We start from the raw sequence: 23,833 nt of genomic DNA, 5'->3' as shown, positions 1-23,833 counted from the left end.
GTTTAGCGAGCGGACAGGACTTGACCGGTGATCATTGGCCAGCCTGGACTGCATCGCGCCGAGTTCGAGATGGAGCCCTGATGGCGAGCCCAGAGACCAACAACACCGATCTGGCCCGCGCCGAGATCCTCTGGAAGGCGGCGGATACGCTGCGCGGCCAGATCGACGCCGCCGAATACAAGCACGTCGTGCTCGGACTGCTGTTCCTGAAGTACATCGCCGACGCCTTCGAGGCCCGCCGCGACGAGCTTGAGGCGGAACTCACAGCCGACGGCATCACCGGGCCGCAGCTCGAAGGCCTGCTGGAGAACCGCGACGAATACACCGCCGAGCGGGTCTTCTGGGTGCCGCCCGAGGCACGCTGGCAGAACCTGCAGAACCAGGCCGCACGGCCCGACATCGCCACGCTGATCGACGACGCCATCCTCGCCGTCGAGCGCGACAACCCAAACCTCAAGGGCAAGCTGCCGCGCGACTACGCACGCCGCGGCATCGCACCGGAGAAGATGAAGGGGCTGATCGACCTGATCGCCGATATCGGCTTCAAGGGCGACCGCGCCAAGGCCCGTGACACGCTGGGTCGCGTCTACGAATACTTCCTCGGCAAGTTCGCCCAGGCCGAGGGCAAGCTCGGCGGTGAGTTCTTCACCCCGCGCTGCATCGTGCGGCTCCTGGTCGAGATGCTCGAGCCCTACGAGGGCCGCGTCTACGACCCCTGCTGCGGCTCGGCCGGTATGTTCGTGCAGTCGGAGCGCTTCGTCGAGGCCCACGGCGGGCAGAAGACTGACATCTCGATCTTCGGCCAGGAGTCGAACCCCACCACCTGGCGGCTGGCGCACATGAACCTCGCCATCCGCGGCATCGAGGCCAACCTTGGCGCGCAGCCCGCCGACAGCTTCCTGCGCAACTTGCATCCGGACCTCAAGGCCGACTACATCCTCGCCAATCCGCCGTTCAACATCTCGGACTGGTCGGGGAGGCTGCTGGCCGAGGATGTGCGCTGGCGCTTTGGCACGCCGCCGGTCGGCAATGCCAACTACGCCTGGATTCAGCACTTCGTCCACCATCTCTCGCCGCCGCCTATCTCAAACGGGGGCAAAGGCGGCGGGGTGGCCGGCTTCGTCATGGCCAATGGCTCGCTCTCCAGCGGTGCCGGCGGCGAGGGCGCGATCCGCCAGCGCATCGTCGAGGCCGACCTGGTGGACTGCATCGTCGCGCTGCCAGCGCAGCTCTTCCTTACCACCGGCATCCCTGCCTGCCTCTGGTTCCTGACCCGCGACAAGACCGGCAAGAACCTGCCCCATGGCGGCCGCGACCGCAGCGGCGAAACCCTGTTCATCGATGCGCGCAAGCTCGGTACCCTGCGCACCCGCACCCTGCGCGTGCTCACCGGCGGCGACGACGGCGAGACCCTGCTGGCCGACGGCATGGGCGACCCGAACGCCGATTCCGACATCGGCCGCATCGTTTACGCCTTCCGCCAGTGGCGCGGCGAGCCGGCGCCCGATTGGTGGGACGAGGCCTCTGTTGCTGAAGGCGGGCACGGCAGCTGGGAATACCGCGACATCCCCGGCTTCTGCAAGGCCGAGACCATCGAGGGCATCGCCAAGCACGGCTTCGTGCTCACCCCCGGCCGCTATGTCGGCGCCGAGGCGCAGGAGGACGACGGCGAGCCTTTTGAGGAGAAATACCCGCGCCTGTTAGCGGAGCTGGAGGCCTGCTTCGTGGAAGGAGAGCGGTTGATGGGCGTGGTGCGCGAGCGGCTGAACGGGGTGGGTCATGGCTGAGTCAACAGGCCCGCGCTGGTCGCCGTCAGGCGCACCCGACCGGGAGCAGATGCCATGCGTTATCTGAATCTCGATCATCTACGCCGCTGCATCGAGACCCTGCAGCAGTCGTTGCGGCTGTACCAAAGCGCCGAGCCCGACAGCATCGAGCAGGAGGTGTTTCGCAACGCCATCGTCAAGGGTTATGAACTGACGCAGGAAATCGCCTTCAAGCTGCTCAAGAAGGCCCTGAAGGCGTTCGGTCACGGCGCCCGAAAGCTCGAATCCACGCCCATCAAGGACATTCTCCGCCTCGCTGCGGTGCATGACCTGCTGACCTTGGAGGAGGTCGAGCGCTGGTTTCAGTACCGCGACAATCGCAACGATACCGCCCACGATTATGGCGAGGCCTTCGCCAGGGAGACACTGACGCTGATCCCCGGATTCCTAGAGGATGTCTCGCGACTGGCGGATCGGTTGGACGCCAAGCTCGGCAAGGAGGCGACATGAGCAGCGACTCCGACCGCCCGGCTCTGCACCTGCCCACGCGTTACCTGGCGATCGTTCAGGACATCCTGCGCCGTTATCTGCCTCACGCTGAGGTCTGGGCCTACGGTAGCCGCGTCAACGGCGATCATTACGACGCCAGCGATCTGGATTTGGTCGTGCGTCAGCCCGATGACCTCAGCCGCCGGCAGCCCGACCTGGATGAGATCGCCGCCGCTTTCTCTGACAGCGACCTGCCGATCCTGGTGCAGATCGTTGATTGGGCGCGTATTCCTGAGGCGTTTCGGGAGGAGATTGAAGCGGGGTATGTGGTAATACGGCACGCAGATAGCGCCCCTGCCGCACCCGAGGATGAGGATGTGGGCTCACATCCCAACTTGCTCCCGAACCCCGTTTGGGAACTCGGCTCAGGAAGCGCGATATCCCGCGCAGGCACAACGAGGAAAAAGCGCGCGGCAACTGATGATTGGAAAACGATGACCCTGGAAGAAGCCGGTGTCAGATTGCACGATTGTTTACACAAGACCCCGGCCGAGGTTCAGGACGGTGCCTATCGCTACATCGCAATTCCGCAAATGAGTCGTGGGCGTTTAGACTTTTCTTCAGCACGTCGAATTTCGGAGTCTGATTTCCTAGAGTGGACATTAAAGGCCAATCCTCAGGCGCACGATGTAGTGCTCTCACGGCGCTGTAATCCGGGAGAAACCAGCTACGTCTCCCCAGGAGAAACCTTCGCGCTCGGACAAAACTTAGTTCTTTTAAGGGCGGACGGCAGTTCTGTTTACCCCCCATTCTTGCGCTGGCTTGTTCGCGGCCCGCAATGGTGGGAGCAGATCAGAACGTATCTGAACGTAGGGGCTGTGTTCGATAGCCTCAAATGTCGCGACGTTCCTCAATTTGAGTTTCATATTCCACCGCTTCGAGAACAACGCGCCATCGCCGCCGTTCTCGGCGCGCTCGACGACAAGATCGAGCAGAACCGGCGGACGGCCCAAGCGCTGGAGCGGCTGGCGCGGGCCATCTTCCGTGCTTGGTTCGTGGACTTCGAGCCGGTCAAGGCCAAGGCCGCAGGCAGCACAGCCTTCCCCTCCATGCCCCAGCCCGTCTTCGACGCCCTGCCCACCTGCTTCGTCGATTCCGACATCGGCCCCGTGCCAGAGGGGTTGGAGGCAGCGGCGCTATCCAGCGTTAGCACGCTTGTAAGCGGCGGAACCCCGAAGCGATCTGAGCCAGCCTACTGGGGTGGCGACGTCCCCTGGTACTCCGTCAAAGACGCGCCGAGCGACGGTGAGATATGGGTATTCGACACCTCCGAGCGCATCACCGACGATGGTTTGCTCAATAGTGCGGCGAGAATGGTCCCCAAAGGATGCACGATCATCTCTGCGCGAGGGACTGTTGGGAAACTGGCAATGGCAGGTTCTCCGATGGCTTTCAATCAATCCTGCTACGGACTGTTGCCCGGCGACGATGCCTCCTTTTGCCATTTGTACCTTCTCATGCAGACGGCCGTTGCCAATCTGAAGCAGCGGACTCACGGATCAGTGTTCGATACCATCACACGCGCCACTTTTGACGGGTTGCTGGTGGCAAAGCCGGCAGGCGAGATTGTGTCAGCGTTTGAGGCCGTTGTTGCGCCAATTTTTGATCTGTTGCTGGCATCATTGCAGGAATCCTCGAAAATCGCCGATCTCCGCGACTACCTCCTCCCCAAACTCCTCTCCGGCGAGTTGCGCGTGAAGGAAGCGGAACGAGTCCTCGAGACGACGCCATGAGCCCCGCCAACGTCACTGCGCCCATCCCAGCGCGCATTGAATACCTAAAGGTGCAGAACTTCCGCGCCCTGCGCGAGGTGGAATTCAAGGAGCTGACGCCGCTGACGGTGCTGCTCGGCCCCAACGGCAGTGGCAAGTCCACGGTGTTCGACATCTTTGCGTTCCTCTCCGAGTGCTTCGAGCTGGGACTGCGCCGCGCCTGGGACAAGCGCGGGCGGTCAAAGGAGCTGAAGACGCGCGGAAGCGACGGGCCGGTGGTGATCGAGGTCAAGTACAAGGAGCCGGGCTATCCGCTGATCACCTATCACCTGGCGGTGGATGAGCGCGACGGCGCACCGCTGGTGGTCGAGGAGTGGCTGCAATGGCGTCGCGGTCAGCGGGGGAGGCCCTTCCGCTTCCTAGACTATCGGGAGGGACTGGGCCGTGCCGCAAGCGGCGAGGCGCCGGACGAACAGGACCAGCGCATCGAGATCCCGCTTAAGTCGCCCGATCTTCTGGCGGTCAACGCGCTCGGGCAATTCGCGGACCATCCGCGCGCGGCGGCACTGCGGGAGTTCATCACCGGCTGGTATGTCTCGTACCTCTCGGCCGATAGCGCACGGGGCCAGCCCGAGGCGGGGCCGCAGGAGCGGCTGTCGCGAACCGGAGACAATCTGGCCAATGTGATCCAGCACCTGGTAGAGCGGCACGGCGACCGGCTGGAGCGCATCTTCGAGGTATTGCGCCAACGGGTGCCGCGCATCGAGCGCGTCTTGGCCGACACCATGCCGGATGGCCGATTGCTGTTGCAGATCAAGGATGCGCCGTTCAGTCACCCGGTTTTGGCCCGCTTTGCCTCGGACGGTACGCTAAAGATGCTGGCCTATCTGGTCCTGCTCTACGATCCCAGCCCACCGCCGTTCATTGGCATCGAGGAGCCGGAGAACTTCCTGCACCCAAGGCTGCTGCCGGAGCTGGCCGAGGAGTGTCGCGCGGCCACGGCCGCGACGCAGTTGCTCGTCACCACCCATTCGCCGTTTTTTCTCAACGCGCTGCGACCGCAAGAGGTGCGGGTGCTCTGGCGCGATGAGCAGGGTTATACCCAGACGCGGCGTGCCGAGGACTTGACGGGTGTGCGCGCATTCACCGAGCAGGGGGCACTGCTCGGCCATCTGTGGATGGAGGGCCAGCTTGGTGTCGGAGATCCACTTGTTAACCAAGGCGCGCCGACCCGGCCGCTGAAAGGCGGACGCTCCGCATGAGGGCTTCGCATCTCGAGCTATTGGTCGAGGAGCCTTCGATGGAGGCTTTTCTGCGCGCCCTGCTGCCGCGTCTGTTGCCGCAGGACAGGACCTTCGAGGTGCACGCCTTCCAAGGCAAGACTGACCTGCTGGGAAAGTTGGAGGCACGGCTGCGCGGCTACGCGACCTGGCTCCCCGCCGACTGGCGCATCTTGGTCGTGGTGGATCGTGACGACGAGGATTGCCTGGGCCTGAAGCAACGGCTGGAAGCCGTTGCGCACCGGTCCTGCCTCTGTTCCAGGAGCCGCGCTGGCGGTCTGCCTTGGCAACTCGTGAATCGTATTGCCATCGAGGAACTGGAGGCCTGGTATTTCGGCGATTGGACGGCAGTGCGTTTGGCGTACCCGCGCCTCTCTGCGACAGTTCCGAACCAGCAGGGTTATCGAAATCCTGACGCCATTGCCGGCGGCACCTGGGAAGTCTTCGAGCGAATCATGCAGCGGCGTGGTTATTTCAAGGGCGGCCTGCGCAAGATCGAGGCGGCGCGGACGCTCGGCGGGGTGATCGAGCCGGAGCGCAATCGCTCACAGAGTTTTTGCCATTTTCGGGATGCACTGCTGGAGGCGGTCGCTTGATCGTCGCTTGCACTACGCATTGCATTGAGTAAAATTACTCAATGAAAAGCGTAAACATGGAAAACGACTACCAACGCCCCCAGGCAGCCGAACTGGCCCGAAGGCTGGCAGAGCCTCGGCGTCATGTGCAGGTGGTGACCGGTGCTCGCCAGGTTGGCAAGACCACGCTGGTGCAGCAGGTGACCGAGACGTTGCAGCGCCTAGTCCGCTTTGTCAGTGCCGATGAGCCGATGCTTCGCGATGGTGCTTGGCTGCGGCAGCAGTGGGAGGCGGCGCGGTTGGAAGCCGGCGCGGATGGCGGGTTGCTGGTGATCGACGAGGTGCAGAAGGTCGAGCAGTGGTCGGAATCCGTCAAGCACCTGTGGGACGAGGACACGCGCCGCCGTCGGCCATTGCAGGTGGTGCTGCTGGGCTCGTCGCCGTTGCTGATCCAGCGCGGGCTCAGCGAGAGCCTCGCCGGCCGCTTCGAGACCCTGCATCTGCCGCATTGGTCGTTAGACGAAATGCGCGCGGCCTTTGAGTTCTCGCTTGAGGACTATCTGTATTTCGGCGGTTACCCTGGCGCCGCGCCACTGGTTGTGGAAGCCGCACGCTGGCGGCGTTACGTGCTGGATTCGCTCGTGGAAACCAGCATCTCGCGTGACGTGCTGCTGCTGACCCGCGTGGACAAGCCGGCACTGCTACGTCGTCTGTTTGAGCTGGGCTGCCGCTACTCCGGACAGGTCCTGTCCTTCACCAAGATGCTCGGCCAGTTGCAGGATGCCGGTAACACGACCACGCTGGCCCACTATCTCGATCTGCTGGCGGCGGCGGGGATGCTGACCGGCCTGCAGAAGTTTGCCGGCCAGGCCGTGCGCCAGCGCGCGTCCAGTCCCAAGCTGCAAGTTCTGAACAACGCCCTGATGACCGCAGTGGCAGGACTGTCTCCCGAAGAGGCCCGAGCCGACCCCTCCTTCTATGGCCGGTTGGTGGAATCGGCGGTCGGCGCGCACTTGGCCAACGCCGCCCAGCGCGGCGACTGCGAGTTGTTCTACTGGCGCGAAAAGAATCGGGAAGTGGACTTCGTGGTTCGCGACGGCAAGCGTCTGTTGGCGATCGAGGTGAAGAGCGGCCGCCGGCGCGATGCCCTGCCCGGCATGGCCGCCTTCGTCGCGGCGTTCGCGCCCGATCGCACCCTGCTGGTCGGCGGAGACGGGATCGAGCTGGAGACCTTCCTGTCGCGCCCGGTGATGGAATGGTTGCAGCCATGAGCCCTTCTCAGCCTACCGAGGAGCTCGTCGAGGATGTCGCGGCCATCCATCTCGCGGCGATCGGCGCGGCCACCAAGCGCGGCGTTGAGATCGACGACGCGGGCGAACGCGGCGATGCGAGCGAGGTTGTGCTGAAGGGCCGCCTTGGTGCGGCACTGCATCGTCTCAACCCGGCTCTGCCGCACGAGACCGTTGAGGAGGTGGTGCGCATCCTGTCGCGCCCGCCGCATCCGACGCTCATCCAGAACAATCGCTGGTTGCACGAGCAGCTCACCGATGGCGTCGAGATCGAATACCGCGACGCCCGCGTTTGTGATGGGAGCGGCGAGACGCGCGGTGGACGCGCGCGCATCGTCGACTTCAACAAGCCGGTGGCGAATGAGCTGTTGGTGGTGCGCCAGCTCAGCATCGCAGGGGCATCGGGCAAGACCATCCGCCCGGACCTGACGCTGTTCCTGAACGGTCTGCCCATCGCGGTCATCGAGCTGAAGGACCCGACCGACACCCAAGCCGACCTCGGCGTCGCGATCGATCAGCTCGGTCGCTACATACGGACCGCGCCGGACCTGTTCGTACCGAACCTGCTGCTGGCAGTGTCCGACGGCATGCTGACCCGAGTCGGTTCGATCACCAGCGGGCGCAGCCGCTTCATGCCCTGGCGGCCGCTGGACGACGAGGGCGGCGGCGCGCCGACGCTGGAGGCGCTGATCCGCGGGTTGTTCGAGCCGCGGGCGCTGGTGGACTACCTGCAGACATGCGTCGCCTTCGAGGAGGACGAGCGCGGCGAGATCGTCAAGAAGATCGCCGGTTATCACCAGTTCCGGGCAGTGCGCAAGGCACGAGCCAGCGTGCTCAAGGCGTTGAAGCAGCGCCATCCTGCCCCCGACCCTCTCCCAGCGGAAGCGGAAGCGGAAGCGGAAGCGGAAGCGGAAGCCGGAGCGGGAGAGAGTGGCGGCGACGGTCGCGGCGGCGTGATCTGGCACACCCAAGGCTCGGGCAAGTCGCTGACCATGCTGATGCTGGCCGGTGCGTTGATCCGCGAGCCACGCCTGAACAATCCAACGATCGTCATGATCACCGACCGCAATGATCTCGACGATCAGCTCTTCGACACCTTCGCCGCTGGGCGCGCACTGCTGCGGCAGGCGCCTGTGCAGGCCGAGAGCCGTGAGCAACTCAAAGCGCTGCTCGACCGCGCGGCGGGCGGCGTGCTGTTCACGACCATTCAGAAGTTCGCCGAGGCGCATGGCGTGATCTCGGAGCGCTCCAACCTGGTCGTCATGGCCGACGAGGCGCACCGCAGCCAGTACGGCTTCGTCGAGGGCGGCGCGCGCTGGATGCGCGAGGCGCTGCCCAATGCCACCTTCGTCGGCTTCACCGGCACGCCGCTGGAGCGCGACGACAAGAATACGATCCAGGTCTTCGGTGAATACGCGGACATCTACGACATCCGCCAGGCCGTTGAGGATGGCGCGACCAAGCCGCTCTACTATGAATCGCGCATCATCAAGCTGAAGGTGGACGAGGAGGGCGCACGCGTCGCCGAGGACGAGATCGAGTACCTCGTCAACGCCGAGCGCAGCGGGGAGTCGGCCGAGGACCGCATCCGCGTGCCGTTGGAGTCGCTGGTCGGCGCCCCGGAGCGTATCGAACGCCTGGCGGCCTTTGTCGTCGAGCACTGGGAGAAGCGCCGCGCTGCCATGGAAGGCAAGGCGATGGTCGTCACCATGAGCCGCGATATCGCCGCGCGATTGTACGAGGCAATCCGCGTGCTGCGTCCGGCCTGGCACGACCCCGACGACGAACGCGGTGCGATGAAGGTGGTGGTGACCGGAACGGCCGACGACCCGGAGCCGCTGCGCAGCCACCTGCGCACAAAGGCGGTGCGCAAGCGGCTGGCCGAGCGCTTCAAGGCCCCGGACGACGACCTGCGGCTGGTGATGGTCTGCGACATGTGGCTGACCGGTTTCGACTGTCCGCCCGCGCACACGATGTACCTGGACAAGCCACTGGCCGGGCACAACCTGATGCAGGCGATCGCGCGGGTGAACCGCGTCTATGGCGACAAGCCGGGCGGCTTGATCGTGGACCTGCTGGGGCTGGCCGACCAGTTGGCTGATGCGCTGGCCACCTATACCCAGGCCGGTGGCACTGGCGAGGCCGTCCGCAAGGTGCAGGACGAGGCGGTGCCGGCGATGCAGGCCGCGTTCGAGAAGCTGCGCGACTTCTTCCACGGCTGCGACTACGAGCAGGCGCTCGACGCGAAGCCCGAAGCCGTCCTGCCGCTGTACCTGCGCGCGATCGATCATGTGTTCGGCCAGAACGACGGCTGGATACGCCTGCGCACGCTGGTCAAGGAGCTCTCAGCGGCCTTCGCACTGGCGGTGCCGCGTCCGGAAACCGAAGTCATCACGCCGCATCTGGCCTTCTTCCAGCGCCTCGTGGCCATGATCCGCAAGCGGCTAGCTGATGATGGTGGCGGTGGTGCGGGCCAGGCGCGCCAGCGCGACATCGACGCCGCCGTGCGCCAGGTGATCGGCGGTGCGGTCGATGCCGATGAGGTGATCGATCTGTTCGCGGTCGCTGGCCTGGACCAAGCCCGGCTCGATATCCTCAGCGACGAGTTCCTTGGCCGGGTGGCGGCGCTGGAGCAGAAGAATCTCGCCCTCGAAACCCTGCGCAAGCTGCTGAACGACCAGATCCGCATCACCGAGCGCACGAACCTGGTTCAGAGCAAGAGGTTCCGCGAAGCGCTTGAAGACGCCATGCTGCGTTACACGAACAAGGCGATTTCCACCGCTGAGATGATCGCGCGCCTGATCGACCTGGCCAAGCACCTGCGCGAGGCGCAGAAGCACGGCGAGGCGCTCGGGCTGAGCAGCGAGGAAACCGCGTTCTACGACGCGCTGGCAGAGAACGCGTCGGCCCGCGAGGCGATGCAGAGCGATACGCTTCGACTCATGGCCCGCGAGCTGACCGAGATGGTCAAGAAGATGCCCAAGCTCGACTGGACTCAGCGCGAGTCGGTCCGGGCGAGCCTGCGGCGCAATGTGCGGCGGCTGTTGGCCAAGTACGGCTACCCGCCGGACCTCGCCGAGGGCGCGACTCAGCTCGTGTTGCGACAAGCTGAGTTGTCGACGGAGCGCTCGGTGTCGTAGCCGAGGATCACCATAACGTCCACGCTGCCCCGATGAGTCTGAGCCGCAGTGGCGACAGCACCGGGTGGACGCGTCGGCCTAGTGCCGGGCGTTGCTGACCATGCAGCCGATAAGGCTGCGTTGTCTAGTCGGCTCGCGCAGCGTCAGTTCCTGCTCTGCTTCGCCAGGTAGTTGGTCATCGCCTGCTTGGCGGTGTTGAGCTGTGTTTGGCTACAGCTGTTGCCGTAGCGCTTACGTAGACCGATGTCGTTGTAGAGCACGGTGCAGCCGTTGCCCATCATGACCTCCATCTCGCCGTTGGATCGAACCTTGATCTCGGGTGCTGGCGCGGGTGCGGGCTTAATCTCGGCTGCGGGTTGAGCCTTGTCCTTGGACATCGCCGAGATTGCGGCGCCAGCGGCGATGGCTGCGGCGGCACCGATTGCGAGCGACTCGGCAGTGCCAAGGCCCTTTGGCTGCTTGCCGTTGTATTCCATCTTCACCACCCGACGGTCCTTTATCTCGCAGGAATAGTCGTATTTCTTGCCGTCGACCTTGGTCTTGCCGACCACCTTGTAGCGGTGGCCGCCACCGGGGATCTTTTCGGCCGACTCGCTGCGGAAGTCGCTCAGATTGTAGTTGTTTCGCATGCGCTCATTGCAATCGCGGATCGCGTCTTTCTCGCCATAGGCGAAGGCGGCGCCTGGGAGGCAGAGTCCAAGCGCAAGACCGCCGGCGACGAGTGGCTGGATGATGCGTTTGCTGTTCATGGCGATAGGTTCTCTTGATGATCAGGGAGATGACGATGAAGAAGGTCAGCATCGACCGCAATGGATTCTATGCCAGCTCAGGCGCAGGATTGAAAACCTCCTACGCTGAGCCTTGAGAAGGCGCAGTCGGCCACTGCGCGAAAAGATCCCGAAGCAGCGGGCTGCGAAGCAGATAGGCGATGATGGCTAGGTTAAGCAGCATGGAGATCAGGGATGCCTCGTTCAGGGTCGCGGTGAGCGGGTGTGCCGACGCCAGCAGGTTGGCTCCCAGCAACAACAGATAGAGCCCTGCCGAGGCCAACAGCAGCCCGCGCCCAAGACGCCACAACGCTGGCATCCAGCGCGGAGACCGCGGACGGCGGCGAACGCCAGCGAGGAGGACTGGTAGCGCGATGAGATCGGCGAGCAGATATTCGGGGCGGATCAGCTCGCGCAGCACTGTGATCTCTTCACCGGTGGTTGGCAAGAAGGTGATCCCGAGCAGCAGCAGATGGCGAACCAACAAGGCCAGGCAGAGCCAGAGCGTCACCGGGACCCGAAGGCAGAGGTGGTCGTCGTAGCGTTCCGGGGCATATTTCAGGGTCATCGTTAAGCGATCCTGTCGCCGGCGTCGGTTCTCATGCAGAAACATCTGCGCTGGTTTAGATAGCGCGTCGCCGCTCAGGACGATCAAGCGCTTGTTTTCATGGTCAAACCATCGACGTCGATGGTGTCGTTGTTGAGCCCTTAGTTGAGTCCCTTAGTTAACCCCTATAGTTGATCTCTCTGTGCATCGAGTTCCGCTGTATTTTCTGCTGTTGACCCTCTTGGCCTTGGCCGCGCTGCCGCTGATGGGCGCGAGCAGGCGCTCTGGGTCAACACTGCCGCCTTGGTTGTGATTACCTTGTTGATTCCGCTGTTTGGCTGGCTGTCTGACCGCATTGGGCGCAAGCGCATCGCCTTCATGACGCTGATCGCCATCGTGGTTGGCTTCTGGCCGGTGTTTCTGCTGTTTGAGCAGCCGACCATGCTCACTGTGCTTGGTGCCCAGCTTGCGTTTGCCGTCATCGTCGCCGCTCAGCAGGGCATCAACCCGGCCTTTCTGGCCGAGCAGTTCCAGCACCCACAGAGCCGGCTAACGGCGTTCTCCCTCTCCTTCAGCCTCGCCTACGCGCTCTCTTTGGCGGCACCACTCCGGCCTTGGCGGCATTGCTCGTGCATCTCACCGGCAACCACGAGTCGGCTGCGATCTACTTGACCATCGCCGCCATTATCTCGCTTCTTACTCTGATCACCATGCGGGAGCATGCTGGAAAGACGATGGCGTAAGCACGCCGATCACCGATGAGAAGGTCGACGCGATGCTGGAGCGCCTAGAGCGGATGCTTGGGCGGTGACGTTGGTCGCTATGATGTGCATCGATCGGCTCCGCTCCTTCTCATGATGTTCTGGCTGGCGCATTGCGGCATGCCGCTGGCTACCAACCCCGTGCCAGCAGCGGCTGCAAGAACTGGCCGGTGTAGGACGCCTCACAGGCGGCGATCTGCTCCGGGGTGCCGGTGGCGATGATCTGTCCGCCCTTGTCACCACCCTCCGGGCCGAGGTCGATGATCCAGTCGGCGGTCTTGATCACGTCCAGGTTGTGCTCGATCACCACCACCGTGTTACCGGCATCGCGCAGCCAGTGCAGCACCTGCAATAGGTGCTTGACGTCCTCGAAGTGCAGGCCGGTGGTGGGCTCGTCGAGGATGTAGAGGGTGCGCCCGGTGCCGCGCTTGGACAGCTCGCGGCTGAGCTTGACCCGCTGTGCCTCGCCGCCGGAGAGGGTCGTTGCGGCCTGTCCCAGGCGTAGATAGCCGAGGCCGACGTCTTCCAAGGTCTTGAGCTTGCGACGGATCACCTGGACCGGGCCGAAGAAGGCGAGGGCGTCCTCAACGGTGAGGTTGAGCACCTCGTCGATGGTCTTGCCCTTATAGCGCACCTCGAGCGTCTCGCGGTTGTAGCGTCGGCCGCCGCAGACATCGCATTGGACATAGACATCGGGCAGGAAGTGCATCTCAACGCGGATCAGCCCGTCGCCTTTGCAGGCCTCGCAGCGCCCGCCCTTGACGTTGAAGCTGAAACGGCCGGGGCCATAGCCGCGTGAGCGCGCCTCGGGAACATTGGCGAACAGGTCGCGGATGAGATTGAACAGCCCGGTGTAGGTGGCTGGGTTGGAGCGCGGGGTGCGGCCGATCGCGGACTGGTCGATGTCGACCACCTTGTCGAATTGCTCCAGGCCCTCGATGCCGAGGTGTGGCGCCGGGCGCAATGAGGCGTTGTTGAGCAGGCGCGCGGCGAGCGGATACAGGGTGTCGTTGATCAGGGTCGACTTGCCGGAGCCGGAGACGCCGGTGACCACGCAGAAGGTGCCGATCGGGATCTCGGCATCGATGCCGTGCAGGTTGTTGCCACTGGCGCCGCGGATGATGAGCGGTTGATCGGTGCGTCCAGAGCGGCGCTCGCTGGGGATCTCGATGCGGCGGGTGCCGCTGAGATACTGGCCGGTCAACGATGCAGGCTCGGCGGCGATCGCCTCGGCTGTCCCTTGGGCGACGATCTCGCCGCCATGGACCCCCGCGCCAGGGCCGAGATCGAGCACATGATCGGCGCCGCGGATGGCATCCTCATCGTGCTCGACGACGATGACGGTGTTGCCGAGATCGCGCAGTCGGCTCAGGGTGCCAAGCAGGCGGGCGTTGTCGCGCTGATGCAGGCCGATCGAGGGCTCGTCGAGGATGTACATGACGCCGACCAGCCCGGCGCCGATCTGACTGGCGAGCCGGATGCGTTGCGCCTCGCCGCCGGAGAGGGTCTCGGCGCTGCGCGCGAGGGTGAGGTAGTCGAGCCCGACATCGACCAGGAAGCGAAGGCGCTGGGCGATCTCCTTGGTGATCTTAGCGCCGATCTCGCCGCGTGCGCCGGGCAGCTCGAGCGCCTGGAACCAGCGCAGCGATTCGCCGACCGGTAGGCTGGAGAGGGCCGGCAGGTTGCGGCCGTCGATCAGCACCTGCCTGGCCGCCTCATTGAGCCGGCCACCGGCGCAGCTTGGGCAGGGGCGCGCCGAGATGACCTTGACCAGCTCCTCGCGCACCGTGGCTGAGTCGGTCTCGCGATAGCGGCGCTCCATGTTCGGGATGATACCCTCGAAGGTCCGTAGCTTGCCGCTGCCGCGCTCGTGCGGCAGTTTCAGTTTGAGCTTCTCCTTGCCGCTGCCAAAGAGGACCACCTGCTGTGCCTGTTCGGGGAGGTCACACCAGGCCGTTTCAATGTCGAAGCCAAGATGCTCGGCGACGCTGGCGAGCATCTGGAAATAATAGCCATTGCGCCGATCCCAGCCGCGGATGGCGCCCGTGCCCAGGCTCAGCTCCGGGTGCGAGATGACCTTGGCCGGATCGAAGAACTGCTCGACGCCAAGGCCATCGCAAGTCGGACAGGCCCCGGCTGGGTTATTGAACGAGAACAACCGCGGCTCGAGTTCGCTGAGGCTCCAGCCGCAAAGCGGGCAGGCGTAATTGGCCGAAAAGGTCAGCGGAGGACGCTCATGGCCGTCCTTGTCTGGGTCCATCCAGGCGACTCGCAGGATACCCTTGGACAGGGCGAGGGCGGTCTCGATCGATTCGGCCAGTCGCAGCTGCAGATCCTCACGCACGCGGAACCGGTCGACGACGACCTCGACGCTGTGCTTGCGCTTCGCGTCCAGCGTGGGCGGGCTGTCCAGCTCACAGAGCTGGCCATCGACCCGGGCACGAACGAAGCCTTGGGCATTCAGCTCGGCGAACAGCGACTGCTGATCCCCTTTGCGGTCGACCACCACCGGCGCGAGCAGCATCAGCCGCTCGCCCGCGGGTAGCGCCAGGATCTGATCGACCATCTGGCTGATGGTCTGCGCCGCCAGCGGCTCGGCATGGGTTGGGCAGTGCGGAATGCCCACGCGCGCGAACAGCAGGCGCAGATAGTCGTGGATCTCGGTGATGGTACCGACGGTCGAGCGCGGGTTGTGCGAGGTGGTCTTCTGCTCGATTGAGATCGCCGGTGACAGGCCTTCGATGTGATCGACATCGGGCTTGTCCATCATCGACAGGAACTGCCGCGCATAGGCCGACAGCGACTCGACATAGCGGCGCTGACCCTCGGCGTAGATCGTATCGAAGGCGAGTGACGACTTGCCCGAGCCGGACAGGCCGGTGATCACCAGCAGCCGATTGCGCGGCAGATCGACATCGATGTTCTTGAGGTTATGGGTGCGCGCACCGCGGATGCGGATCTGCTCAACCGATGATGGGTCACCCGGCATCAAAGCGTCCGTCCTGAGTGGTTACCAATCTCATTCATCCTTTGAAAGGGTCGATGAGTTCAGCGCCGGACATGGCCCTCATCCCTGGGTGGGATGTCGATCTTGTCCATCTTGACGCGTTCGTCGTCAGTCAAGGTCTCATCCGTTTCAGCTCTGCCTTGAGTGCATCCAGCTCGGCGCGTAAGGCGGCGACCTCGGTCTCGAGCTGCTCGACGCGCTGGGCGAGTGCTTCCTGCTCTGCGTTGGCGACTGGTCTTGAAGGCTGGCGGGCGCTCGATGCGATGGCAATCGACTCGGTAGAGGGCTCGCCGCACAGCAGATGGACGAAGCGCTGCTCGCGCATGCCGGGCTGGCGTGGCAGCTCGCGCACCAGCGGTGGGTTGTGATGCGCGAGCTGATCGAGCGAGGTCTGGACCACGGCCAGGCTGTCGAAATCGGCGAGCCGCGCGCAATGGGTGCGCAGCTCGCCGGTGGTCTGCGGGCCGCGCAGCATGAGCACACAGAGCAGCGCCTGCTGCTGGCGGTCGAGCATGAAATGCCCTGTCAGCTTGTGGTCGAAGCGCTCGCTGCGGCCGGTGAAGCCGGCGTGAACCAGACCCCGGTCGCGCAGCTGGCCGACGCAGTGACCAACCTCGCCGGGCGTGAGCTTCATCACCGGATCACGGGCGCTCTTCTGGTTACAGGCTGTCACCAAGCTGTTCAGCGTCAGCGGATATTGATCTGGCGTGGTGCGCTGCTTCTCCATCAGGCAGCCGAGCACGCGCGCCTCGACTGGCGTGAGCATCGCCTCGGGGGAAGCGGCCTCGTCGGGCGTCCGCTCAGTCGCTGCTGCAGCCGCTTCCGGTTGGTCGTTTTCGGTGTCGAAGTCCGGCGCGTCGCTCACTCAGAAGCCCTCGGTGGAGGTGAACAGGCCGACGCGCAGGTCCTTGGCGGTGTAGATGACGCGTCCGTCGACATCCATGGTGCCGTCGCCGATGCCAAGCACCAGCTTGCGCGAGATCACCCGCTTCATGCAGACGCGGTAGGTGACCTTCTCGGCACTCGGCAGCACCTGACCAGTGAACTTGACCTCGCCGACGCCGAGCGCGCGGCCATGGCCAGGGTTGCCGATCCAGGCCAGATAGAAGCCGACGATCTGCCACATGGCGTCGAGGCCGAGACAGCCGGGCATCACCGGATCGCCAGGGAAATGGCAGCCGAAGAACCAGAGTTCGGGCTTGATGTCGAGTTCGGCGATGATCTCGCCCTTACCGTATTCACCGCCATAGTCGGCGATGCGGATCACGCGATCCATCATCAGCATGTTCGGTACGGGAAGCTGGGCGTTGCCCGGCCCGAACATCTCGCCGTGGCCACAGGCGAGTAACTGCTCGCGATCGAAGGATTCGGTTCTGCTCATGATCGATTTGGATTCCGTCTCAGTGGGGCGTCTGAATAGGGCGCCTTGATAGGGCGAGATTGCACGCAATGATCAACCGTGGATGACGCGGGTAGGTCATCGAGGACAGGAGCGCTTGCGGCTCATCGGGCCAGTATTCGCTCGAGGAAGGGCACGATCTCGTCGAGCGCGATCAGCTGCATCTCGGCATCGCGCCGGCCCTTGTACTCGACCTTGCCGTCATCAAGGTGCTTATCGCCGATGACGACGCGGTGTGGAATGCCGATGAGTTCCATATCGGCGAACATGAAGCCGGGGCGGGCGTCGCGATCGTCGAGCAGGACCTCGATGCCGACGGCCTTCAGGCGCGCGTAGAGATCGTCGACCGCCTCGCGTACACGGAACGACTTGCCGAGCTTCATCGGCAGCAGCGCGACCTCGAACGGTGCGATGCTAGCCGGCCAGCAGATGCCGCGCTCGTCGTGGTGCTGCTCGATCGCGGCGGCGACCACGCGGGAGACGCCGATGCCGTAGCAGCCCATGGTCATGGTTACGGCCTTGCCGGATTCATCGAGCACCACGGCCTTCATCGCCTCGCTGTACTTGCGCCCGAGCTGGAAGATGTGGCCGACCTCGATACCGCGGGCGATGGTGAGCTGGCCTTGGCCGTCGGGGCTGGGGTCGCCTTCGACCACGCTGCGCAGATCGGCGACCTCGGGCAGCGGCAGATCGCGATCCCAATTCAGGCCGAACCAGTGCTTGCCGTCTTGGTTGGCGCCGGCGCTGAAGTCAGCGGTGACAGCAACGCTGCGATCGACCAGACAAGGGATCGGCAGATCCTTAGGGCCAAGTGAGCCGGGGCCGGCACCGATGGCAGCGCGGATCTCCTCTTCGTTAGCCATGCGCAGTGGGCTGGCGACCTGTGGCAGCTTCTCGGCCTTGATCGGGTTCAGCTCATGATCACCGCGCACGAGCAAGGCGATCAGGCCTTGTTCTTCGCCGGTCTCGGGATTGGCGCCGGCAACGACTAATGTCTTGACCGTGCGCTCGATCGGCTGGTCAAAGCCCTCGACCAGGTCGGCGATGGTCTTGGCATCGGGGGTGTCGACGAGACGCAGGGCTTCGGTCGGAGCCGCAGCAGCTTCTGCTAGAGCCAAGGCTTCGGCTAGCTCGACGTTGGCGGCATAGTCGCTGGCAGTGGAGAAGGCGATGGCGTCTTCGCCGGAGTCGGCCAAGACGTGGAATTCGTGCGAGGCGTTGCCGCCGATCGAGCCGGTATCGGCCTGTACGGCACGGAAATCGAGCCCGCAGCGCTTGAAGATGCGGCTGTAGGTCTCGTACATCAGCGCATAGGTATCAGCCAATGACTCCTGATTGGTGTGGAAGGAGTAGGCATCCTTCATCAGGAACTCGCGCGCCCGCATGACGCCAAAACGAGGGCGGATCTCGTCGCGGAACTTGGTCTGGATCTGATAGTAATTGATCGGCAGCTGCTTGTAGCTGCGCAGCTCGTTGCGCGCCAGCTCGGTGATGATCTCCTCGTGGGTCGGGCCGAAGCAGAACTCGCGCTGATGGCGGTCTTTCAGGCGCAGCAGCTCGGGGCCGTAGTGCGCCCAGCGGCCGGATTCTTGCCACAGCTCGGCCGGCTGCACCGCCGGCATCGCCACCTCGAGCGCGCCGGCGCGGTCCATCTCCTCACGGACGATGCGCTCGACCTTGCGCAGTACCCGCAGGCCCAGCGGTAGCCAGGTATAGAGCCCGGCTGCGAGCTTACGGATCATGCCGGCACGCAGCATCAGCTGGTGGCTGGCGATCTCGGCGTCGGCCGGCGTCTCCTTGACGGTGTTCAGCGGGAAATCTGAGGTACGCATGGGCGGCGGGACTCTGGGGGCAAAGCGCCGAAGTCTATCGGCGCAGCGGAGGTTGGACAACAACTGCCTGAGTCTGTTTCGGACGGCCTTAGTTGTCGAAGGCCTGCTCGAGGGCCTTGAGGTCCATGGCGCTCAGGTACGCCTCTAGGATCTCGGCGTCTGTGCCTTGGCGGCCCTCGAGCTGCAGCAGGATGCTATTGCCGATCACCAACGAGAGCTTCGCGGAGCCATTCTCCTGCGGTTCTAGGAGCCCGCGATAGCCCTGATGCACATAGGCACCAAGCCCTTCCGCGCCTTGGGTGAAGAACGGCGTCTGCATGAGGCCGCTGATGAAGCCCAAGAACGGGGAGTTTGCACTGAGCGTCATCATCAGCTCAGCGCCGGTCTCGGTCTGCCGGTAGGTGCGACTGAGGATCTTCCCTGTCAGCGCGGCCATGAAGCCGGTGGCCTCGGCAGTTGCGTCGTCAGCGGTCCAACCCGGCAGCGGCTCCGGAAACAATTGCAGCTGCTTCTCGGTTTGCTGCTGCTGGATTTGGACAATGGCGACGTTCAACGCCTCGGTGGCGACCCCTGGCTCGCCGGCCTGATAGGCGCGCCGCGCAGCGTCGATCTGATCCAGCACCGCATCCGCTTGCGCGGCGATTGGTGACAGCACCGCGCTGGCGGCGAGCAGGAACGCCGCGGTGGCGCAACGAACAGGCGAACAGGCTTGCATGTTGATACCTCGGTTGCCGGGCCAAAGGGTCTAGAATGTGCGGCTTGCCATTCAGTACATATGCTGCCCGCCGTTGACGGAGAGCGTCGTTCCGGTGACGAAGCTGGCCTCATCGGCGACTAAGAACAACACCGCGCGTGCGATGTCCTCCGGCTTGCCGAGACGGCCGACCGGGATGCGGGCAATGATCTTCTCGAGCACGTTGGCTGGGACCGCGCGCACCATATCGGTATCGACATAGCCAGGGGCGACGGCGTTGACGGTGATGCCCTTGGCAGCGCCTTCTTGGGCGAGCGCCTTGGTGAATCCGTGGATGCCGGACTTGGCCGCGGCGTAGTTGACCTGGCCATATTGGCCAGCCTGGCCATTGATGGAGCCGATGTTGACGATACGCCCGAAACTGCGCTCGCGCATGCCGTCGATGACGGCGTGTGCGCAGTTGAAGCAGGAGCCCAGATTGGTATCGATGACCTGCTGCCATTGATCAGGGCGCATCTTGTGTAGGGTGGTGTCGCGGGTGATGCCGGCGTTGTTCACCAGCACATCGATGGGGCCAACGTCCTGCTCGATACGCTTGATGCCATCGGCGACGGCGTCGAAATCGGCGACATCGAACTTGTAGGCTGGGATACCGGTGCGCTCGGTAAAGGCCTGGGCAGCCTGATCATTGCCGCCATAGTTGGCCGCGACCTGATAGCCGGCGTCCTTCAGGGCGATGCAGATCGCCTCGCCGATGCCACGGGTACCGCCGGTGACGAGTGCTGTTCTTGTCATCTTAGTGTCGCTCCTCTGATTCAGTGCGCTGTTGTTTAGCGAGCGTCTAGACAGAAGCGTCTAGACAGAAGCGTCTAGACAGAAGCGTCTAGACAGAAACGTCTAGACAGCTCGCCCAGAGCGACGGCCGCGCTCTTGACTGCCGTGCGCTCATGAAATAATCGCCCACATCGACATGGTACCGCAGACCTCGGCAGCGTTTCGCGGCGACGCGATGGTCGCGTCGGGCTAGAATGGCACGAGAATAACGATACAAGCTTGGAGGAGTTGCTGCTTTGAGAGACCGCTTTTTCGCGATCGCCGTGTCGCTGTTGGTATGGTGCTTAGCCGGTGCGCTATTCGGCGGCTTGTTTATTGGCCTGTATGAGGTGCTGGTCTTGCTCGGACTCAGCGGTTGGCAGCCGTTGGTGGTTGGCGCCGTGACTGCCGCGATGACCACGGCTGCCTTCTATAGCGCGATGCCGCTGGCCTTGGTCGGTGCCACAGCCGGCGTCTTGGCGTCAATTGCGTATCTGGTGATCTCAGGGCAGACCATCAGCTTGACCATGATCACGCTCGTCGCGGCCGGTAGTGGCCTTGCGGCGGGGGCCTTTTTTGCCTGGACTGGACGGCAAAATGCGCGCCCACTGGCGGAGACGCTGACCGGAATGCTCGCTGGTTTTGGGGCCGGCTTGGCGATGGTCGTTGTACTCACCACGATGGATCTTGCCGTTGGGCCCTTCGTGATGGCGGCTGGCGTCGTCGCGATCGTGGGCACCTTATTTCAGCTCAATGAACATTGGATCGTGCAGGCCTGCCACGGCTGGCTCCCGGATAGCCTAGCAGCGCCCTTGGTTGCGGGTTTGATCGCCTCGGTGGTTGGTGCGGCGGTGTGGCTGATGGCCGGGATGACGACGCCGATGCTGTTTGGCAGCGAGCGCTCGCTGATCGATCAGGTCTTACGGGAGGTGCCCACGGGTGCGCTCGGGGGAATGCTCGGCGGCGCCGCCACCGGTCTGATCCTCGAGCTGATGGGCTTTCGATTGGAAGATCATGATGTTGTCTAACGGCTTGGGCCCCTGGCTGTGGTCTGGTGGAAACTCCGATCGACAGCGCTCCGATCGACAGCGCTCCGGTTGATGTGAGTTGCATGTCAACAGGACAACAACAGACAACAGGTGAGACGCTTTTTGCAGCTGGCGCATTCGCTGCGGCGCTCGCTTGGCGGCTGTTCGTCTTCGCTTTGCTTTGGTGGCTCTTGACCAGCGGGCAGCAGGCTGCAGCGCTATTTGGCGCGCCCTTCGTTGTCGCCGCGGCCGTGCTCAGTACCCTGGCTCGGTTCAGCACGCGGGCAGGCTTCGCTAAACTGAGCCCGATCGCACCATTGGCGCTGCTGCGATTGATCGGCTTTTTCCTCTGGCATTCGTTGCTGGGCGGGGTTGATGTGGCGCTGCGTGCGTTTCGACAGCCATTACCGCTGCAGCCCGATCTGATCGACTATCCTCTGCGTCTGCCACCGGGTCCGGCGACGGTGCTGATGTCGGGCCTGGTGAGTTTGATGCCGGGCACGCTGTCAGTGATCTGCGAGGATCACCTGCGGGTGCATGTGCTCGACCGACGTGGCCAATGGCATGAGGACCTGGAGCGGCTGGAGCAGCGCATTGGCGCAGTCTATCGCCTCGCTGGCTTTTGATCTAATGCCCATGGCGCGGCGCCACTCCCGGAAAATGAATCGCGTGAGATTCACGTTAAGGAACGGCTCGATGCAGACCCTCTACTACGCCCTGATCCTGTTTCTGCTGCTCACGCTGGTGGCAGGGCTGTGGCGGATTCGGCGTGGGCCGACCGCTGCTGATCGCATGTTGGCAGCACAGCTGTTCGGCACCACCGCGACCGCCATCCTGCTGTTGATGGCCGAGGCCTCGGCAACGCCAGCGTTGCGTGATGTCGCGCTGGTGCTAGCGCTGTTAGCGGCGATCACGGTGACGGCCTTTACGCGCCGGGTGCGGAAGATGGCGTTCGCGGAAGACCCGGTAGACACGGACGGCTCGTTGCGAGACTTGCCGTCTGATTCGGCGAGACACTCAGCTGGAGATCGGCATGTTCGTTAGCCTGATGTCGGTGGCCCTTTTGGTCGCCGGTGCCGTCTTCTTCCTGGCCGGCACGCTGGGGCTGTTGCGCTTCCCGGATGTCTACACGCGGCTGCATGCCTTGACCAAGGCCGATAATCTGGGCCTGGGGCTGATGGTACTGGGGCTCATGGTGCAAGCGGAATCGCTGGCCGCGGCCGGCAAGCTGTTGTTCATCTGGCTGCTGTTGCTCGCCGCCTCGGCCACTGCCGGACAGTTGGTCGCGAGCTGGGCGCAAGGCAAGGGGATCGCACCTTGGCGTGGTTGAGCCTGCTGCCGCTAGCGATCGATCTGGTGTTGGCGCTGACGCTGCTGTGGCTGGCCTGGCGGGCGCTCAATAGCCCAGATCTGTTTCGTGCAGTGGTGCTGTTCATCGCCCTCGGGCTTGTTTTGGGCTTGGTCTGGGTGCGGTTGGATGCGGTCGATATCGCGCTCGCCGAGATCGCACTTGGGGCTGGAGTGACCGGCGCCTTGCTGCTCGCAGCCTTGGCAAAACTGCAGCCCGCCGCGTCTCAAACGGATGAGTTGCAAACGGCCGAGTTGCAAACGGCCGAGTTGCAAACGGATCAAGCCGCGGTGATGGCGCCGATCGCGCTGCGACTTTTCATCGCCTTGCTGCTGCTTGCGTTCCTGGCGGGGCTCGGCTTCGCGGTCTGGCAGCTGTGGGTGCCGGCACCGGGACTCAGCAACCTGGTCGAAGCGCGGCTTGACGAATCCGGCGTTGCTTATCCCGTGACCGCTGTGCTGCTCAATTTTCGCGGTTACGATACCTTGCTTGAGTTGGCGGTGCTGCTGCTGGCGCTGATCGGGGTCTGGTCGTTATCGACGGCGCCGCATCTGGGCGACGAGGAGCCGGAGCCGGCGCTTGCCGCGCTCAGTCGACTGCTGGCGCCGCTGATGATCCTGGTCGCAGCCTATCTGGTCTGGGTTGGTGCCTATGCGCCCGGTGGCGCGTTTCAGGCCGGCTCGGTGCTCGGCGCTGCCGGGGTGTTGCTGCGTCTGAGCGGCTGGCGGCTGTCGCTAAGCGCGACCGGCTGGCCACTGCGGCTGGTGCTCGTGCTCGGGGTGGCGGTGTTCGCGTTCATTGGTCTGGCCGTAATCGGCTTCGACCAGCCGCTGCTTGGCTATCCGCCGGGCTGGGCGAAGCCGGCGATCCTGGCCATTGAGCTGGCGGCCACGCTGTCGATCGGAGCCATCCTCGCGGCCCTATTCATCGGTGGGCGGCCATGAGCTCGGTGCTGGTGTTTGCCCTGGCTGGGCTCGGGCTGATCGGGCTCGGGCTCTATGGGCTCTTGGTACAGCGGCATCTGCTGCGCAAGGTGCTGGCCTTCAATGTCATCAGTAGCGGCATCTTTCTGCTCTTGGCCGGGTTGGCGCGACGAGCGCCTGGTGCTGAGCCGGACCCGGTGCCACAGGCGATGGTGTTGACTGGGATCGTGGTGGCAGTGGCGGCGACCGCGCTCGCGTTGGCGATGATGTTGGCGCTGCGCTCGGCAACCGGCCGGACCCGACTCGAGGACCATGGCGATGAGGACTAGCGCGTTGCCGATGCTGTGGCGAGGGCGAGGGCGAGGGCGAGGGCGAGGGCGAGCATAGGCATGAAAGCGAGTGC

General features: G+C 64.1%; 21 protein-coding genes and 1 pseudogene. 14 read left to right on the top strand and 8 right to left on the bottom strand.

Annotation, left to right across the window (positions count from 1 at the left end; translation table 11 throughout):
* The first annotated feature begins 80 nt into the window (after window positions 1–80).
* The 7 genes from CCR96_RS15800 to CCR96_RS15770 all read left to right on the top strand — a co-directional run bounded on the left by CCR96_RS15800 (window position 81) and on the right by CCR96_RS15770 (window position 10,311).
* Window positions 81–1,787 carry a type I restriction-modification system subunit M gene (locus CCR96_RS15800; RefSeq protein WP_201221086.1) on the top strand — a complete coding sequence of 569 codons (1,707 nt, stop codon included), beginning with the start codon at window positions 81–83 and terminating at the stop codon, window positions 1,785–1,787.
* Window positions 1,788–1,841: 54 nt separating this feature from the next.
* Window positions 1,842–2,276 (top strand): nucleotidyltransferase substrate binding protein, encoded by a 435-nt coding sequence (locus CCR96_RS15795; protein ID WP_201221085.1) that lies wholly within the window; start codon window positions 1,842–1,844, stop codon window positions 2,274–2,276.
* The gene (locus CCR96_RS15790) at window positions 2,273–4,048 is read left to right on the top strand and encodes a restriction endonuclease subunit S (RefSeq protein ID WP_201221084.1); all 1,776 of its coding nucleotides are present in this window, start codon (window positions 2,273–2,275) and stop codon (window positions 4,046–4,048) included. Before CCR96_RS15795 ends, CCR96_RS15790 begins: the two co-directional genes overlap by 4 nt.
* A complete protein-coding gene (locus CCR96_RS15785) occupies window positions 4,045–5,289 on the top strand; it encodes an AAA family ATPase (protein ID WP_201221083.1) in 1,245 nt (414 codons plus the stop codon). Before CCR96_RS15790 ends, CCR96_RS15785 begins: the two co-directional genes overlap by 4 nt.
* Window positions 5,286–5,903 (top strand): DUF4276 family protein, encoded by a 618-nt coding sequence (locus CCR96_RS15780; RefSeq protein ID WP_201221082.1) that lies wholly within the window; start codon window positions 5,286–5,288, stop codon window positions 5,901–5,903. The genes CCR96_RS15785 and CCR96_RS15780 overlap by 4 nt, the downstream gene beginning before the upstream one ends.
* A gap of 125 nt (window positions 5,904–6,028) precedes the next feature.
* The gene (locus CCR96_RS15775; protein WP_201221081.1) at window positions 6,029–7,153 is read left to right on the top strand and encodes a DUF4143 domain-containing protein; all 1,125 of its coding nucleotides are present in this window, start codon (window positions 6,029–6,031) and stop codon (window positions 7,151–7,153) included.
* Window positions 7,150–10,311, top strand: a complete 3,162-nt coding sequence (locus tag CCR96_RS15770; protein WP_201221080.1) for a type I restriction endonuclease subunit R — start codon at window positions 7,150–7,152, stop codon at window positions 10,309–10,311. The genes CCR96_RS15775 and CCR96_RS15770 overlap by 4 nt, the downstream gene beginning before the upstream one ends.
* A 143-nt stretch (window positions 10,312–10,454) precedes the next feature.
* Here CCR96_RS15770 and CCR96_RS15765 read toward each other — a convergent pair whose 3' ends face one another.
* Both CCR96_RS15765 and CCR96_RS15760 read right to left on the bottom strand, forming a co-directional pair.
* On the bottom strand, window positions 10,455–11,060 hold the full coding sequence (locus CCR96_RS15765) for a hypothetical protein (RefSeq protein WP_201221079.1): 606 nt from the start codon (window positions 11,058–11,060) through the stop codon (window positions 10,455–10,457).
* Between the two features lie 100 nt (window positions 11,061–11,160).
* Entirely contained in the window at window positions 11,161–11,646 is a 486-nt protein-coding gene (locus CCR96_RS15760) for a DUF2919 family protein (protein ID WP_201221078.1), read from the bottom strand.
* A 267-nt stretch (window positions 11,647–11,913) separates the two neighbouring features.
* Between CCR96_RS15760 and CCR96_RS15755 the strand changes: the two are divergent.
* Window positions 11,914–12,297, top strand: a pseudogene (locus CCR96_RS15755) (MFS transporter); the annotation flags it as partial.
* A gap of 219 nt (window positions 12,298–12,516) precedes the next feature.
* On the opposite strand, the gene uvrA reads toward CCR96_RS15755, so the two are convergent.
* From uvrA to phbB, 6 genes are all read right to left on the bottom strand, one after another.
* The gene (gene uvrA / locus CCR96_RS15750; protein WP_201221076.1) at window positions 12,517–15,375 is read right to left on the bottom strand and encodes an excinuclease ABC subunit UvrA; all 2,859 of its coding nucleotides are present in this window, start codon (window positions 15,373–15,375) and stop codon (window positions 12,517–12,519) included.
* A gap of 130 nt (window positions 15,376–15,505) precedes the next feature.
* Window positions 15,506–16,258, bottom strand: a complete 753-nt coding sequence (locus CCR96_RS15745; protein ID WP_338035894.1) for a YceH family protein — start codon at window positions 16,256–16,258, stop codon at window positions 15,506–15,508.
* Window positions 16,259–16,774, bottom strand: a complete 516-nt coding sequence (fabA, locus tag CCR96_RS15740; RefSeq protein WP_201221075.1) for a 3-hydroxyacyl-[acyl-carrier-protein] dehydratase FabA — start codon at window positions 16,772–16,774, stop codon at window positions 16,259–16,261.
* Between the two features lie 122 nt (window positions 16,775–16,896).
* Window positions 16,897–18,624, bottom strand: a complete 1,728-nt coding sequence (locus CCR96_RS15735) for a proline--tRNA ligase (protein ID WP_201221074.1) — start codon at window positions 18,622–18,624, stop codon at window positions 16,897–16,899.
* Window positions 18,625–18,712: 88 nt separating this feature from the next.
* Window positions 18,713–19,339, bottom strand: a complete 627-nt coding sequence (locus CCR96_RS15730) for a hypothetical protein (RefSeq protein WP_201221073.1) — start codon at window positions 19,337–19,339, stop codon at window positions 18,713–18,715.
* Between the two features lie 51 nt (window positions 19,340–19,390).
* Window positions 19,391–20,113 carry an acetoacetyl-CoA reductase gene (gene phbB, locus CCR96_RS15725; RefSeq protein ID WP_201221072.1) on the bottom strand — a complete coding sequence of 241 codons (723 nt, stop codon included), beginning with the start codon at window positions 20,111–20,113 and terminating at the stop codon, window positions 19,391–19,393.
* Window positions 20,114–20,388: 275 nt separating this feature from the next.
* Here phbB and CCR96_RS15720 point away from each other — a divergent pair, with 275 nt between their 5' ends.
* From CCR96_RS15720 to CCR96_RS15695, 6 genes are all read left to right on the top strand, one after another.
* Window positions 20,389–21,159 carry a spermidine synthase gene (locus CCR96_RS15720; RefSeq protein ID WP_201221071.1) on the top strand — a complete coding sequence of 257 codons (771 nt, stop codon included), beginning with the start codon at window positions 20,389–20,391 and terminating at the stop codon, window positions 21,157–21,159.
* An 83-nt stretch (window positions 21,160–21,242) separates the two neighbouring features.
* Window positions 21,243–21,785: a Na+/H+ antiporter subunit E gene (locus tag CCR96_RS15715; protein ID WP_201221070.1), complete on the top strand. Its 543-nt coding sequence runs from the start codon at window positions 21,243–21,245 to the stop codon at window positions 21,783–21,785.
* Between the two features lie 70 nt (window positions 21,786–21,855).
* Window positions 21,856–22,203: an MrpF/PhaF family protein gene (locus CCR96_RS15710; RefSeq protein WP_201221069.1), complete on the top strand. Its 348-nt coding sequence runs from the start codon at window positions 21,856–21,858 to the stop codon at window positions 22,201–22,203.
* Window positions 22,193–22,489 (top strand): monovalent cation/H(+) antiporter subunit G, encoded by a 297-nt coding sequence (gene mnhG / locus CCR96_RS15705; protein ID WP_201221068.1) that lies wholly within the window; start codon window positions 22,193–22,195, stop codon window positions 22,487–22,489. The genes CCR96_RS15710 and mnhG overlap by 11 nt, the downstream gene beginning before the upstream one ends.
* Window positions 22,486–23,451, top strand: coding sequence for a hydrogenase subunit MbhD domain-containing protein (locus CCR96_RS15700; protein WP_201221148.1), 966 nt, complete (start codon window positions 22,486–22,488; stop codon window positions 23,449–23,451). Before mnhG ends, CCR96_RS15700 begins: the two co-directional genes overlap by 4 nt.
* Entirely contained in the window at window positions 23,448–23,759 is a 312-nt protein-coding gene (locus CCR96_RS15695) for an NADH-quinone oxidoreductase subunit K (protein ID WP_201221067.1), read from the top strand. The genes CCR96_RS15700 and CCR96_RS15695 overlap by 4 nt, the downstream gene beginning before the upstream one ends.
* Window positions 23,760–23,833 lie beyond the last annotated feature (74 nt).

The organism is Halochromatium roseum (assembly GCF_016653315.1).
In the GTDB taxonomy this organism is placed as follows: Bacteria; Pseudomonadota; Gammaproteobacteria; order Chromatiales; family Chromatiaceae; genus Lamprobacter; species Lamprobacter roseus.
Note: the sequence above shows the minus strand (reverse complement) of the source record. Positions and strands in the feature narration are given on the sequence as shown.

What these genes read in the sequence shown, in the direction of transcription:
- CCR96_RS15800 (WP_201221086.1), top strand. Translation starts at nt 81, where the DNA reads ATGGCGAGCCCAGAGACCAACAACACCGATCTGGCCCGCGCCGAGATC.
- CCR96_RS15795 (WP_201221085.1), top strand. Translation starts at nt 1,842, where the DNA reads ATGCGTTATCTGAATCTCGATCATCTACGCCGCTGCATCGAGACCCTG.
- CCR96_RS15790 (WP_201221084.1), top strand. Translation starts at nt 2,273, where the DNA reads ATGAGCAGCGACTCCGACCGCCCGGCTCTGCACCTGCCCACGCGTTAC.
- CCR96_RS15785 (WP_201221083.1), top strand. Translation starts at nt 4,045, where the DNA reads ATGAGCCCCGCCAACGTCACTGCGCCCATCCCAGCGCGCATTGAATAC.
- CCR96_RS15780 (WP_201221082.1), top strand. Translation starts at nt 5,286, where the DNA reads ATGAGGGCTTCGCATCTCGAGCTATTGGTCGAGGAGCCTTCGATGGAG.
- CCR96_RS15770 (WP_201221080.1), top strand. Translation starts at nt 7,150, where the DNA reads ATGAGCCCTTCTCAGCCTACCGAGGAGCTCGTCGAGGATGTCGCGGCC.
- CCR96_RS15765 (WP_201221079.1), bottom strand. Translation starts at nt 11,060, where the DNA reads ATGAACAGCAAACGCATCATCCAGCCACTCGTCGCCGGCGGTCTTGCG.
- CCR96_RS15760 (WP_201221078.1), bottom strand. Translation starts at nt 11,646, where the DNA reads ATGACCCTGAAATATGCCCCGGAACGCTACGACGACCACCTCTGCCTT.
- uvrA (WP_201221076.1), bottom strand. Translation starts at nt 15,375, where the DNA reads ATGCCGGGTGACCCATCATCGGTTGAGCAGATCCGCATCCGCGGTGCG.
- fabA (WP_201221075.1), bottom strand. Translation starts at nt 16,774, where the DNA reads ATGAGCAGAACCGAATCCTTCGATCGCGAGCAGTTACTCGCCTGTGGC.
- CCR96_RS15735 (WP_201221074.1), bottom strand. Translation starts at nt 18,624, where the DNA reads ATGCGTACCTCAGATTTCCCGCTGAACACCGTCAAGGAGACGCCGGCC.
- CCR96_RS15730 (WP_201221073.1), bottom strand. Translation starts at nt 19,339, where the DNA reads ATGCAAGCCTGTTCGCCTGTTCGTTGCGCCACCGCGGCGTTCCTGCTC.
- phbB (WP_201221072.1), bottom strand. Translation starts at nt 20,113, where the DNA reads ATGACAAGAACAGCACTCGTCACCGGCGGTACCCGTGGCATCGGCGAG.
- CCR96_RS15715 (WP_201221070.1), top strand. Translation starts at nt 21,243, where the DNA reads ATGTCAACAGGACAACAACAGACAACAGGTGAGACGCTTTTTGCAGCT.
- CCR96_RS15710 (WP_201221069.1), top strand. Translation starts at nt 21,856, where the DNA reads ATGCAGACCCTCTACTACGCCCTGATCCTGTTTCTGCTGCTCACGCTG.
- mnhG (WP_201221068.1), top strand. Translation starts at nt 22,193, where the DNA reads ATGTTCGTTAGCCTGATGTCGGTGGCCCTTTTGGTCGCCGGTGCCGTC.
- CCR96_RS15695 (WP_201221067.1), top strand. Translation starts at nt 23,448, where the DNA reads ATGAGCTCGGTGCTGGTGTTTGCCCTGGCTGGGCTCGGGCTGATCGGG.